Annotated in this window: 7 protein-coding genes and 1 tRNA gene; 4 read left to right on the forward strand and 4 right to left on the reverse strand. The window is 44.4% G+C overall.

What is annotated here, in order from left to right; genetic code table 11:
• Positions 1-141: 141 nt before the first annotated feature.
• The 4 genes from BUB18_RS14425 to BUB18_RS14440 all read left to right on the forward strand — a co-directional run bounded on the left by BUB18_RS14425 (position 142) and on the right by BUB18_RS14440 (position 6,221).
• Positions 142-3,666, forward strand: a complete 3,525-nt coding sequence (locus BUB18_RS14425; protein WP_143159951.1) for a hypothetical protein — start codon at positions 142-144, stop codon at positions 3,664-3,666.
• Between the two features lie 214 nt (positions 3,667-3,880).
• Positions 3,881-4,942: a glycosyltransferase family 2 protein gene (locus BUB18_RS14430; RefSeq protein ID WP_083550008.1), complete on the forward strand. Its 1,062-nt coding sequence runs from the start codon at positions 3,881-3,883 to the stop codon at positions 4,940-4,942.
• A gap of 150 nt (positions 4,943-5,092) precedes the next feature.
• A tRNA-Asn gene (locus tag BUB18_RS14435) sits at positions 5,093-5,166 on the forward strand.
• 131 nt (positions 5,167-5,297) lie between these two features.
• On the forward strand, positions 5,298-6,221 hold the full coding sequence (locus BUB18_RS14440) for a sulfotransferase family protein (RefSeq protein WP_143159952.1): 924 nt from the start codon (positions 5,298-5,300) through the stop codon (positions 6,219-6,221).
• On the opposite strand, the gene cysC is transcribed toward BUB18_RS14440, so the two are convergent.
• From cysC to BUB18_RS14460, 4 genes are all read right to left on the reverse strand, one after another.
• The gene (cysC, locus tag BUB18_RS14445) at positions 6,155-6,703 is read right to left on the reverse strand and encodes an adenylyl-sulfate kinase (protein WP_073082180.1); all 549 of its coding nucleotides are present in this window, start codon (positions 6,701-6,703) and stop codon (positions 6,155-6,157) included. The two genes, BUB18_RS14440 and cysC, sit on opposite strands and share 67 nt — an antisense overlap.
• A 236-nt stretch (positions 6,704-6,939) precedes the next feature.
• The gene (locus tag BUB18_RS14450; protein ID WP_073082183.1) at positions 6,940-8,283 is read right to left on the reverse strand and encodes a glycoside hydrolase family 27 protein; all 1,344 of its coding nucleotides are present in this window, start codon (positions 8,281-8,283) and stop codon (positions 6,940-6,942) included.
• Between the two features lie 206 nt (positions 8,284-8,489).
• Positions 8,490-12,161, reverse strand: coding sequence for a phosphoribosylformylglycinamidine synthase (gene purL / locus BUB18_RS14455; protein WP_073082186.1), 3,672 nt, complete (start codon positions 12,159-12,161; stop codon positions 8,490-8,492).
• A gap of 930 nt (positions 12,162-13,091) precedes the next feature.
• Positions 13,092-14,915, reverse strand: coding sequence for an ABC transporter ATP-binding protein (locus BUB18_RS14460; RefSeq protein ID WP_073082189.1), 1,824 nt, complete (start codon positions 14,913-14,915; stop codon positions 13,092-13,094).
• Positions 14,916-14,925 lie beyond the last annotated feature (10 nt).

Consider the following 14,925-nt stretch of genomic DNA (forward strand, 5'->3'; position numbering starts at 1 on the left):
GAAATTGGCCAACCTCATTTAGTATCTTCGTGGCACTTAAAATGACCTTATTTATTGAGGTGAGAATATTAGTAGGACGTATGCCACCTACACCAAATTGCAGAGAGAATAAATATATCATTTCGGAATATTACCATACTTATGAAATTTAGGATACTGCTTGCAGCAGCATTACTCTGCCAAATGAGTTCATTTGGCCAAATGACGGACCTTGTGAATACGACCAACATAGTGCCACCCACACCGGAAGTATCTTCACTTGCCAAATTTATTGAAATGCCAACCGGCACATCGAGTGGAATTCCCAACATCGGAATACCATTGTATGAATTGAAAAATGGCTCTATTTCAGTACCTGTCTCTTTAAATTACAATGCCGGGGGAATCAGGGTGGAAGAAAACGCGTCCCGTGTTGGGATGGGATGGGATATTAGTGCAGGTGGAAGTGTAGTGCGTGTGGTTCATGGTCTACCGGATGATATTACTCCAGACGGATATATGAATACGGCACATACGATAAAATATATACATACACTTAACAGGAATAGTCCTGAGCATTGGGACATTATGTACACTGGTATACTAACCAAAACGCAAGACGTAGAGCCAGATGTTTTCATGTACAATTTACCTGGCTATACTGGCAAGTTTTATTGGAGTCAGGACGAAAAAAAATTTATTGAAGGCAAAAGATCCGGGCTTATTATTGAGTATAATTTGGATCCTGCGGGTCATATAATTGGATTTATTATTACAACGCCTAATGGAAATAAGTATTATTTAGGTATCTCAAAGGATGGTAGCAGACAAGCGCGGGACCAGTACAATAACCAGGATGGTAGTGTAGAAACAAATGGGGTACCGTCATTGTCTGATGACCCTAAACCTCTGGCGTGGCACTATACCGGCTGGCATTTAATGGAAATTGTGACTCCCGAAAATAAGACAGTAGGGTTTAGTTATACAGCTTACAATTCAATGAACTATGGAAGAGGTGGTACTTCAAGGGACTACAAAGTCTTTGCTGGTTGCGAGTCAGCTAGTAACAAGATATCCACATCTTATTTTGCCCAATATTCCTTGCAGCAATCCTTAACAAGTATATATTCAGATCTTGTGACGGTACGGTTTGTTGATAATCCAAATAACAGGGAAGATGTTTCAGGTGGGAAAAAACTTGACAGCGTTGTGGTAACAAGTGCTGACGGGAAGATAATTAAGAATTATTACTTACAAAATGATTACGTAACCACCACCGACACCCAAACGCCAAGCGTTCCCGGAGTAAGTGGTATCACTACCCTCGCCAGAAAGAGGCTGTTTCTTTACGGCCTTTGGGATCTGTCAAATATTGGTGAACCGCAGGCACCGTATAGGTTTACTTATTATAAAGCCAATGAACTACCACACAAATTATCGACAGGTCAAGATCTCTGGGGATTCTACAACGGCAAAACCACTAATACAAATTTACTCCCGCCTTACCTTCCTCTAGGTGTTACGGGGGCGGATCGTACAGTAAATCTAGATCGTACAATGTGTGGTACGCTTACCAAAATTGAATATCCTACCGGTGGCACTACAGAGTATACGTACGAATCTAATATTATCAATAGCCAAAACATGAATATTGTCGGAAATGGCTTTGTTATTAGCGGCCTGATAGAAAAAACATATGTATTCTATCGTGCCGAACAGTTTCGAAACCCTGCCGGATCCAACACTTTTGAAGATACATTTACCATTCCGTATAGTTTGGGTACAGGCGGAGTAAAATTATATGGCTGTGATAATTTTAATACAATTTCTTGCCCATTAAAAATCACCATACAAGGAATATCTGATCCAACGTTTTTTGTATGGTATAAAGCGTCCTCCACTACGCCATTACCAGCAGGGACCTATAAAATTCGCTGCGAGGTTGATGTGGATGCACCCAATACAGACTTTAATGTACAGATAACCTGGCAACAACTTCAGGACATAGCGCCGGATGTGGAAAAGCGTTTAATTGCCGGTGGCTTACGAATAAAAAAGATTGTTGAATCTGACAGATTTGGTGGCACACTAACACGCTCATATACTTACAACCGATTTGAAGATTCCAACATAAGCAGTGGGTTAATGAAAAACTTGCCTGTAACCGCCTATTGGGTTTTCTGTGGCGAAGGAGGTAGTGACAATGATCCGCTCAGTACAGGCAATGAAGGGCAAGCATCAATACTCCGAATCTCATCTCACAGTGGTTTGCCGGGTTACAGCAATAGCAGCACAGGTATTATTTATGAGCATGTTACGGAATATCAGGATGAACAGGCACAAAAGATGAAGACTGAATACGAATTTTCAAATGACTGGACTAACTTTGTACAACCTTCCGACCTGAATTATCCTGCAAAAACGGGAATGGCCGCCGATTGGCGCACTGGCTTGTTATTGACCAAAAGAGTTTATGAGAATGTAGCAGAACCTCTCAAATATCGAATTCTATCTAAGGAAGTAAACAGCTACTCATCCTATGAAATGAACACCGATTTGGTAGGTATAAGAATATCACCATGGATAAACCATAACACTTATGGTACCACCTACTACAACGGTGCTACAGAATGGTACGAATTAAGATCCGCTACTTCAAGCACCTATTCCTATGACGCAAACGGCAATGCCAGTGAATTCAAAATAACCAAAGACTTTACTTACGATCCCGGCAATAACTATTTTCAAAAAACACTAAGCACAACGGATAGTAAGGGCCAGTCAGTTATAAATACAACCTGGTATCCCAAAGACTACAATGATATCTCTTCCTCAAATATTGGTACATTATTGACGAAGGGTATCAGAAACACTCCCATAAAGTTTGAAAGTACAGTCGGGGGGAATCTCGTAGCTGGCCAGGTATTACAGTACAATGCCAATGGACAACCCGCAGCATTTTACGTGTATGAAAACAATCAGGCAATTCCTCCTCCGGCGCACGACCCAAACAGCCTTGTACCTGCAGGTTATAACCTGAAAAAAGTACTGGCATATGAACCACAGAAGGGCAATATCATTACCTCACAGGATGTTCCTAACGTTATTTACAGCTATGTGTGGGATTATAAAAACAATTTACCAATAGCACAAGCCATCAATGCGGACAACAACAGTATCGCCTATACCTCGTTTGAATCAGAGGGAAGCGGCAACTGGACCATTTCCGGCACCATTAGTGGTGATGTTCCTTCTGTTACAGGAAAGCGTTATTTCAATCTCTCCGGCGGAAGTTTAAATAAAAGCAGCCTGCGTCCAGATCAGACTTATATTATTTCTTACTGGACTAAAAATGCGAATGCACTTAATATAACCGGTTCCATTTCCAGCATTAAAGGACGCAATTATAAAGATTGGAACTATTTTGAACATAAGGTAACCGGTGTATCCAATGTGAGCATTACCGGTAGCGGAATAATAGATGAAATAAGATTATTCCCTGCAGATGCTGTTCTGACAACCTACACCTATGAACCCGGTATTGGGGTAACCAGCAGTTCGGATCAGCGTGGAGTAATCAGGTACTTTGAATATGACAACTGGAACAGGGTTTCAGTTATCAGGGATCAGGATGGTAATATTATCAAGGCTGCAGAATACAAGTATCAGGCGCCGGTAACACCATAAATTTCATGTCTCCTGTTCTGAAACAGGAAGTGGATAATAACCTATAGGTATACAAGAGAACAAATATCTTTTGTATACCTATTTTTTTTAATTCAGAGCAACCACCTGATTTTTCCCTTTAAATATACCATGTAGCTCCACTGGCAAACGAGTCAACAATCTCCCCCTCACAACGTTATACTTCTACGCCCTCAACGCCGTTAAAGCGCTTAAAATGAAGTATAAGTTATCGTTTTGTACGGTTTGTATGAACCGCACTATGCACCTGAAAGAAACCCTTCCACGGAATATAGCTGACAATAGCAGCTATGGTAATATTGAATTTGTATTACTCAATTACAACTCTTCCGATGACCTGCACGAGTGGGTACTAACGGCCATGGCACCTTATCTTCAGCAAGGCGTATTAAAGTATTATCACACAAGAGAACCGCTTTTTTTCCAGATGAGTCATGCCAAAAACATGGCCTTCCGACTGGCTACGGGGGATATATTGTGTGGTGTTGATGCCGATAATTACACAGGTCCCGGCTTCGCGGATTACATTAGCGAACGGTTTGTGAGTAACCGGCAAATATACGTGCAGCCTCCAACCATCGGACAGGATAAAAAGCGCTGGGATGTACAGGGGCGGGTATGTGTACACCAGGAAGATTTTCATGCCGTACGCGGCTACGACGAAGCTGTACAGGAATATGGATTTGAAGATAAAGACTTCAAAAGGCGACTGGAGCTACATGGATGCACAAAGCACATCATCAGGGATGAAACCTTCCTACACGCCATAAAACATGAGGATGGTATGCGTATCAAAGGAGGACTTGCCTCCTGGAAACTGAAACAACTTTTCTATTGCCAGGAGCCTGTTCCGGAGATTATTCTCTTACAGGATAACAATACCTATGAAAAGGTAACAGTAGATCATACTTTATTAAGTTACGAAAGCAGTACTATGCTGAAAACGCCCATAAGGAAAATTTATGCCGGCAATTTTATCTATAAAGAGCGTAAATACCATCTCTATAAAAAAAATAATGAAAGCTATTTAACGCTATCTGTATTAGGCGACGGCTCCTTAATGAGCCAGGATGAACGGGTATTTCAACCGATATACCCGGGTGAGTTAGGAGAGAATTTTTTATTTCAGCGGGCTATGTATCTCAGTAAAAAAATTTATCTCTCCAACAGAAATCAAATTAAACTGATTAATGGAGAGGGATATGGCAGGGGTACCGTGCATGAATACTTCACCGGAAAAACACATTTGCTGGTGTAGATTTGCACACATCAAAACCAACCCCATAGCGGATTTCAAATATTTTTATCAAATAACACAAAATTTTTCTTTGAATTTTTAAGGTATTTATTACATTTGCGACCCGGTTGTCTGATAACCATCAGATTTCCAGAAGTATAGCAGTTATACTCCTCCTTAGCTCAGTTGGTTAGAGCATCTGACTGTTAATCAGAGGGTCGCTGGTTCAAGTCCAGCAGGGGGAGCAAAAATCCTGAAACCCGCGCCATGCGCGGGTTTTGTTTTTTAGATCGAGTCTATATCCAATATTTACTACCATCAGTACCTGGACAGTTTTTCACTATATTACATAACAAATCTTTTCATGCACCCTGATATGTCTACTGCACTTGAAAACTGGATTCCGTTCAAACTTACTATTCAGGAAGAACATCCGTATTGCGAATGGATGTACACGGGAGACAATCCATTCACCGCTCCTTTTTTTGATGAAACCATTTCACAATGCAGGACGGCTCATCCACGGAAATTCAGGAGCGTAAGCAGTTTAGACGTATTGAGGGGCTGGTCGCGGGACCTCGAACATATACCCCCATCTGCCTTGATCTTTCATGTGTCCAGATGCGGGTCCACCCTGGCAACCCAGCTACTGGCACAGGATCCCGGAAACATCGTACTTTCAGAGGTTCCGTTTTTCGACTCATTATTAAGAACAGGTAATGCAGGGTTACTCAAAGAAGCCGTTGTCTTTTATGCACCAGTAAAAAACAACAGAAAACGTTTGTTTATTAAAACAGACAGCTGGCATATCTTCTTTTATAAGGAACTCAGAGAGCTTTATCCGCAAACACCATTTATATTACTTTACCGGCGGCCTGATGAGGTGGCAAGGTCACAACAAAAGCGAAGGGGTATGCATGCCATACCCGGCCTTATAGAACCCGCCCTGTTTGGGTTTGATACGGATGTACGCCAGATGAATATGGATACATACCTTGGCGAAGTACTGGATAAATATTTCCTGGCCTTCCTGAAAGTACTGGAAAAAGATCCCCTCGCTTACCCTATTAATTACAATGAAGGTCCGGTTACTATGCTGGAAAAGATAGCACGAATTACCGATACCCACATTAGTACTGAGGCGATGGAAAAAATTAAAGACCGCGCATTGTATCACGCCAAATACCCCGGACAGGTATTTGCTGAAGATGCCGTTAAACAGCCGGTACCTGATTACTGTTGCGAGGCTTTCGACAAATATGGTGCGCTGGAGATTATAAGAAATTCGTATAACTTTTGAATGGACTTCTCCGCTGTTTCTACAGAAGTATCTATTACCAGATCGGGAGCAAAAGGAAGATCATAAGTATCGTTGATTCCTGTAAGATTAAAGAGTTTATCGGGGTGATTGTCATCTAACAACGCACGTTTATACAATCCCTTTGTGTCCCTGTAAGTTAGCACAGGAATATCGCATTTAATCCAAACTATTTTTGCATTGTAACGTGCTTTCAGTTCGCTCCTGATCACCTCAAACGGATTGATGGCGGCAATCAGCACTATATCAGCCTCCTCCTTCAATTCCCAGGCCGCCGCACCCAGCCGGCGGATATTTTCCATCCTGTCCTCTTTGGAAAATCCCAGGTCCTTGCACAGGGTTTTGCGGTATACATCACCGTCGATAATCACTACTTTCAGAGAATGTTGTTGAAGCAAAGTCTTTACTCCCTCTGCCAGTGTACTTTTTCCTGCGCCTGAAAGTCCGGTTAGTTGAATTATCATAGTATAGTTGTAATGGGGGCCGTAGTTTTATTTTTTATACCTCTTAACGTCAAAAGTATTCAAAAAGAGTTAGCCAACAATACAATGGTTTAAAGATATGCTACTACTGCCTTGTAAAATAAGTATTACAAGCCAGCAACATTACTGTTTAAGAATTGATTCAAGCTGTTCAATTGACTTGGCAAGCATCCTATTATTGTTTGCAGGCTTTTAGAAATTCAGGACCTGGCTACAGATCATTTACCATTTTCACTAATCCTATACAATCCCGCCCCATGTGCGTTTAATTGCTTTGCAAACGTTCCTTTCACCTTTCCCAAATCTTTCCCTGTCCATAGGTCTTTTACTTTTACGGGAGATGTAAAGCCCACCTGGCTCAGGTCCGCGGAAATCCCCGCAGTCACGTCAGCGGTGTTAAACAGCGCAAGATATTTATCTCCCGTTTTAGGATCATCGGCGACCCAGGCAACTTTATCTGCGGTACGGAACAACTCTTTGTTATTAGTACTATACTTCAAAACTGCCAGTACATCGCGATTAGTGAGCAGGGAGTTGGTAAATGCATCGTTACTGGGGAAGTCGCCGCCATACATCAGGGGCGATTTAAAAATAGACCACAGCGTCATGAGGGTATATTGCTCATCTTTTGTAAAGCCTGTCATACGGTCGTTGCCAACTTCGCCGCGGATTGAAAGGCGACCCAGTGGCAGCATATCTCCGTCAGGGTAAGCGCCGGGGGCACGATATTTATTCCACCTGCTGAATACTTCAAAATGTTCTTTAAGCTGTTTCCAGTTATCCCAGAAATCCCCCACGGTACGCCACATGTTAGCGTGTTGTTGTACATGCGTGCCTTTATCAATCGGCGTTTCACCGGGAGAGGTACTTAATACAATCTGCCGGCCCGTCCGGTCGATTGCCTTGCGGATCATTTCTACCTCCTGCGTGAAATAGATCGGGGAGGAGAGGTCATCTATCTTTACAAAGTCCAATCCCCAGGAGGCATACAGGTCAAATATGGAGTTGTAATATTCCTGTGACCCGGGTTTATCCGGAACAATGGTATACATGTCGCGCAACCAGCGGCATTGATCAGCAGTAGAGTAAATATCTTTTGCGGTTACACTGGTCCCTTTTACAGGCAAGCCCTGGTTCACGGCTATCACCGGGATACCTCTCATGATGTGAATACCGAATTTCAATCCAAGACTATGTATGTAATCAGCCAGGGGCTTAAACCCTTTGCCACCGGCGGCAGATGGGAAGCGGTTTACAGCCGGCATAAAGCGACCATATTCATCAATGGAATATTGCGGGTCTTTTTGATTATAACCATGGGATTTATCATTGGCTACAAACCAACGGATATCTACTACTACATATTCCCAGCCGTATGCCTTCAGGTGTTTGGCCATGTAGTCGGCATTGGCTTTCACTTCTGCTTCTGTTACATTGGGTCCGTAACAATCCCAGCTGTTCCAGCCCATTGGTGGCGTGGCGGCCCACTGGTGGAAGTCTTTCTGCGCCTGCACGTGGAAATAGCAGGCAATTATAGTGGCAAAGAGGATCACTTTTTTCATAACGTGGCGATTATAATTGTCAAATAGACATTTATCAAATATCCTGATTTTTTGTGAAATTTTATAGGGGAGATTTTAGCGGATTTGTGAAGCAGACACTGATGGTATAGGTTGATTTCCTTACTGCATGGGAGAATCAGTCAGTTGTGCATAAAAAAGCGTCAGGCTTCGGGTGAAACCTGACGCAGCTATTACTTACTAATCTATTACTTCTTATTTGCTTCGCACCATGCTTTAGCATTCACAAACGCCTCGATCCATGGCGTTACTTCATCCTTACGGTTATTAGGGTAGTGTGCCCAGTTCCATTGGAAGATGGAACGCTCAATGTGCGGCATGGTTACCAGGTGGCGACCAGTTGCATCACACATCATAGCGGTGTTAAAGTCAGAGCCGTTTGGATTGTGCGGATATTGATCGTATGCGTATTTAGCAACAATGTTGTACTGATCTTCGGTGTTTGGCAGGTTGAATTTACCTTCACCGTGGGAGATCCATACGCCTAAGGTTGCACCAGCAAGGGTTTTGAGCATAATGGAATTATTCTCCTGTACTTTCACGGATACGAAGTTGGATTCGTGTTTGCCGGAAGTATTATGCAACATCTTACCATGTACTTTGTGATCAGGGTTGATCATTTCCAGTTCCATGAACAGCTGGCAACCATTACAGATACCTACAGACATCGTATCAGGGCGGGCAAAGAAATTATCCAGGGCTTTCTTCGCTTTCTCGTTGTACATAAAGGCTCCCGCCCATCCTTTGGCAGAACCCAGTACATCAGAGTTGGAGAACCCACCTACTGCACCGATAAACTGAATATCTTCCAGTGTTTCACGACCGGAGATCAGGTCTGTCATGTGTACATCCTTCACATCAAAGCCTGCAAGGAACATGGCATTTGCCATTTCGCGCTCTGAGTTGGAACCTTTCTCACGAATGATAGCCGCTTTAGGACGAGGTTTGGAACCATCAATAACCGGTTTTTTACCAGTAAACTGAGCAGGGAAATTGTAGCTCAGTGGTTGTAACTTGTAGTTATTGTAGCGTTCCTGTGCCATCCCATTTTTAGACTGTTTGGTATCTAACAGGAAAGATGTTTTGAACCAGGTATCACGGGTGGCCGGGATATTGAAACTGAAAGTATCTGCATTATTCTTAAAGCTTACTTCTTCACCTGCTTTAACGGTACCGATCTTAACTGCTTCCACACCGGCATTTCTCAGTGCCGCTTCAAAAGCCGCGTTGTCTTTTGCCTGCAGCACCACCGCCACATTTTCGTTGAACAGTGCTTTTACCGTATCTGCCTCGTTGAGGTTACTCAGGTCGTAATCTGCTGCGAGATTAACATCTGCGAAGCACATTTCCAGTAAGGTAGTTACCAAACCGCCAGAGCCAACATCATGACCAGCGGCTACCTGATCGTTGTTGATCAGCGACTGAATGGTATTGAAGGCATTCACAAAGTAAGCCGCATCTTTAATGTCAGGCACCTGTGAACCAATCTTATTATTGATCTGTGCGAAAGAAGAACCGCCCAGTTTGAACGCATCTTTCGAGAGATTGATATAGTAAACATCACCGGCATTTTTCTGCAGCACCGGTTCCACTACTTTGTTGATGTTAGTACAGTTACCGCCTGCGGAAATGATCACCGTACCTGGCGCAATTACGCTGCCATCAGGATATTTCTGCTTCATCGACAGGGAATCTTTACCGGTAGGGATGTTAATACCCAGCGCAATGGCAAAGTCAGAGCAAGCTTTTACGGCTTCGTACAGGCGTGCATCTTCACCTTCATTGTTACAGGCCCACATCCAGTTTGCAGAAAGGGAAACACCTTTCAGGCCATTTTTAATTGGTGCAAACACGAGGTTGGACAATGCTTCTGCCACCGCATTGCGGGAGCCGGCAGCAGGATCCACCAGGGCGGTAAGCGGAGAGTGACCTACGGTAGTAGCGATACCTTCGGTAGATTTATAATCTAACGCCATCACACCTACGTTATTCAGCGGCAGCTGTAACGGGCCCGCACACTGTTGTTTGGCAACGCGGCCACCTACGCAACGGTCTACCTTGTTGGTCAACCAGTCTTTAGCGGCTACGGCTTCCAGCTGCAGCACCTGATTCAGGTAAGCAGGTACATTTTTCACATCATAGGAAAGATCGGCATAGGTACGTGTTACCTTGCTGTCTTTCATAATGGTTTTAGGTGAGGAACCGAAGAAGTCTTCCAGGGCGTAATCCATCGGTTTCAGGCCTGTGGAAGCTGACTGGAAAGTAAATCGGTGGTCGCCGGTAACATCACCCACTGTATACATTGGCGCACGTTCGCGCTCGGCAACTTTTTGGAGGGTGTTAATATCTTTTTCACCGATTACGAGGCCCATTCTTTCCTGGGATTCGTTACCGATAATTTCTTTTGCGGAAAGGGTAGGGTCGCCCACAGGCAGTTTGTCGAGGTCGATCAAACCACCGGTTTCTTCTACGAGTTCGGACAGGCAGTTGAGGTGACCGCCGGCGCCATGGTCGTGGATGGAAACGATTGGGTTGTTATCTGATTCAACGAGGCCGCGAATAGCGTTGGCTGCGCGTTTCTGCATTTCAGGGTTGGAGCGCTGAATGGCGTTCAGTTCGATACCTGAGCCGAAAGCACCGGTGTCTGCTGAGGAAACTGCGGCACCGCCCATACCGATGCGATAGTTTTCACCACCGAGGATAACGATTTTATCACCGGTTTTAGGGGTGTGTTTTTTAGCCTGGTTCAGTTTACCGTAACCGATACCGCCGGCCTGCATGATTACTTTATCGTAACCGAGTTTGCGACCGTCTTCTTCGTGTTCGAAGGTGAGTACGGAACCGGTGATCAGTGGCTGACCGAATTTATTACCGAAATCAGAAGCACCGTTAGATGCTTTGATGAGGATATCCATTGGTGTTTGGTAGAGCCATTTACGCTCCTCCATGCCTTTTTCCCATGGCCTGTCTTCCAGGAGACGGGAGTAGGCAGTCATATAGATGGCGGTACCTGCTAACGGCAGGGCACCCTGTCCACCTGCAAGACGGTCGCGGATTTCACCACCAGAACCGGTAGCTGCACCTGCAAACGGTTCTACAGTGGTCGGGAAGTTGTGCGTTTCTGCTTTGAGAGATAATACGGATTCAAATTCTTTTTCTACGTAAAAGTCCGGTTTATCCGGGGAAGCAGGCGCAAACTGGGTCACTTTAGGCCCTTTTACGAAGGCCACGTTGTCTTTATAGGCTGAAACGATCTCGTTAGGGTTGGTTTCAGAAGTCTTTTTGATCAGTTTGAAGAGAGAGGTTGGCATTTCCTGGCCGTCGATCACGAATGTGCCGTTGAAAATTTTATGGCGGCAGTGCTCGGAGTTGGCTTGAGAAAACGCAAATACTTCAGAATCAGTAAGTTTACGACCTATTTTAACCGCGAGGTTGTTGAGGTAATCCACTTCTTCCGGATTGAGGGCCAGTCCTTCCTGTTTGTTGTAAGCATCGATATCGTCGATTTCCAGGATTGGAGCCGGTTCGATATTGATGGTATACAAGTCCTGGGTGAGTGCGGTGTATTTCTGCGAGATCATTGGATCGAAATCGTTGAAATCAGCCGGCACCGGCTCAAACTCCTCGATACGGATTATGCCGCTGATACCCATGTTCTGGGTAATTTCCACTGCGTTGGTACTCCATGGAGTTACCATCGCTGCGCGCGGGCCCACATAGGTACGGTTTACAGTAAGTGCGTCTAATTTTGTGGCGTTGCCGAAGAGCCAGTTAAGCTTTTGGATATCTGCTTCTGAAGGGTGGTTTCCTGTTTGAACACAATAGACAGTGTCTTTTTGGTTCACAAAGAAATGAATCATTATAGTGCGGTTATGATGTCTTTGTTACGAAAGCGCAAAATTACGAAATGATTTCGGAAAAACAGGCAAGGAAAGCAGTGCATCAGCCGGTTTTACCTGTGAAAACTGCGCCCAGCGGGGCTGGCAAAGGAAGGTTAAAAACGGTGCAGGATTACATTATTTTCTCCCTAATATGATAAAAAAGGTGAATTCATAACAGGTATTATTAATATAAGTAGCTAGGATGTTTAATTGAATAACATTGAGGAAATTAAGTATCAGGTTTTGATTGAATGACACCTTCGGTGTCATTCGGGGGAGGGGTGCGCTGCGCGCACCCGGCTGATGTAAAGTTTGCTGAAAAGGAGCATTGCACTTTCCGTTTTCGAGTGATTTATTTCCCGATTTCGCATCATTAGCTCCGCATTTTGCTCTTTTTTTGACCTGCGGAAATAGATAGATTTATAAGTCAAACATGAAAACAAAGGCCGGGATATCTCACCAGATAACCGGCCTTGTTTTTTCCATATTACAATTATGTCTACGTATATACATCCCGGTTATACAGCTATAGTTAACATCAGTTTTCAACAAAAAAATATCAGTGAAAAAATTTTCGGTACGCGAATTGATGAATGGTAGCCCGAAAAAGCAATTATATGACGGGAAATAGTATCTTTATTCCTGAATTGCGGAACAATGAAGGGTATGCTAGTCCTGTATCCGCCAGTGAATACTATTGAAAACTAATGTGAAAACACCATATCAAGTTCTATACATTGATGTTCAATATTATATTTCCGAACCATATACTAACCCTGCCGGTTATACTCCCCGGTGAAGATATTTGTTGTCCCCAAGGCAAGCGTGGGATAACGTTCCCGGTTACACGGGCAATATAAGTGAGATTAGGAGCACGCTTCACCCCCGAAGCTGCTCCTGCTTACTATATCATTGATAACCAGCGGCCTGCAAATGAAACAACTCTGCATAGCGGCCATTCTTCTCCAATAATTCTTCATGACTACCGATCTCCAGCAACTGACCTTTGTCTAATACCAATATCCGGTTAGCCATGCGTACGGTTGAAAAACGATGGGAGATCAATACTGCCGTTTTACCGCGGGTTAACTCCGCGAAATGCAGGAACACATTGTATTCCGCACGTGCATCCAACGCGGAGGTCGGCTCGTCCAGTATTAGTAGCTGCGCATCTTTCATGTATGCTCTGGCCAAAGCAATCTTTTGCCACTCCCCACCACTGAGCTCAATCCCTTGGTGGAAGCGGCGTCCCAGCATCTGGTTGTATTGATTGGGCATCTTCTCAATCAGCGGCCAGGCCAGACTCTGTTTAGCCGATTCATCAATCAGCTGCTGATTATTGATCTGGGAGATGTTACCGACCGCTATGTTTTGCTGCACCGTCATCTGGTAACGCTGAAAATCCTGGAATATAACGCCTACGTGTAAACGCAGATCTTTTAAATCATAATCTCTCAAATCTTTACCATCCAGTAAAATGCGTCCTTCTACCGGATCGTAGAGGCGACTCAGTAATTTCACCAGCGTAGTTTTCCCTGCTCCATTTTCCCCTACCAGCGCCAGCTTTTCGCCTGCATGTAAGGTGAAGTTCAGGTTACGGATTGCCCATTTCTCCGAGTTTTGATATTTAAACCCTACATTTTCAAACACAAATCCTTCGCGGATAGGCTCCGGAAAACGAAGTGGCTGCAACGGCGCCACCATGCGGGATTTAATCTCGAAATAATCAAACAGGTCTTTCAGATAAATAGCTCCCTGTGTAATACTGGAGAAACGAATCAGAATCCCCTGGAATGTGGTACGTAACTGCCGGAAGGAGCCCGCCAGGAAAGCGAGATCACCGATTGACAACTTCCCGTCGATCGTACGAAGGATGATAATTATATAGGCCGCATAATAACCCGCGCTCCCTATCAGCGCAAAGAAGGTACCCCATCCCACATGTTTTACCTCCAGGTCCTTTTTATCTACATAAAATTTATCAGAGATGGTTTTGAATCTCTTTATAAGAAACCCGGAAAGGTCAAATACTTTCACCTCCTTGGCGGTTTCATCACTGGCGCCCAGGTAACGGATATAGTCGAGCTCCCGCCTGTCGGAAGTTTGCCCCCAGGTGAGGCGGTATACTTTATCGTTGTATTGCGATTCGTTCAGGAAGGCCGGAATCACGGCAACCAGCAATAGTAAAATCAGCCAGGGATTAAATACGATCAGCCCTGCCGCCAGAAAACCCATGGTGATGAGGTCCTGCACCTGACTCAGCGCCTGCGATAGCAGGACTGTACGCCCTGCCGTTTGCTGCCTGGCCCGCTCCAGCTTATCGTAAAATTCCGAATCTTCGAATTGGTCCAGATCCAGGGTGGCGGCATGTTCCATGATTTTCACGGATGTATGGTTGCCGAACAGGTCGCCCAGCAGACTGTCCAGCAAAGAGATAGCGCGACTCAATGCATCAGAAACAATGGCGAGTGCAAACTCCAGCGCCACCAGCTGCCAGAGGTAAGTTGTATCGTGTGTGCCTGTATGTTGTGCCAGCTGCACTACCTGGTCTATTATCAGTTTGCCCACATAAAGGATCGACAGCGGCATGGCAGATTGTACAATCCTCAGCAGTACGTTGGCGATGGTAAAGCGCTTACTGGTTTGCCATACCATCTTGAAAAAGGCTGGCAGATTTTTCAATGCTGCCAGCCTTTCCCGGAAGGTCATGTTTGGCTTATCCCTTTTTCTCATGACCTGAAAT

The sequence above is a fragment of the Chitinophaga jiangningensis genome (genome assembly GCF_900142605.1).
Classification (GTDB): domain Bacteria; phylum Bacteroidota; class Bacteroidia; order Chitinophagales; family Chitinophagaceae; genus Chitinophaga; species Chitinophaga jiangningensis.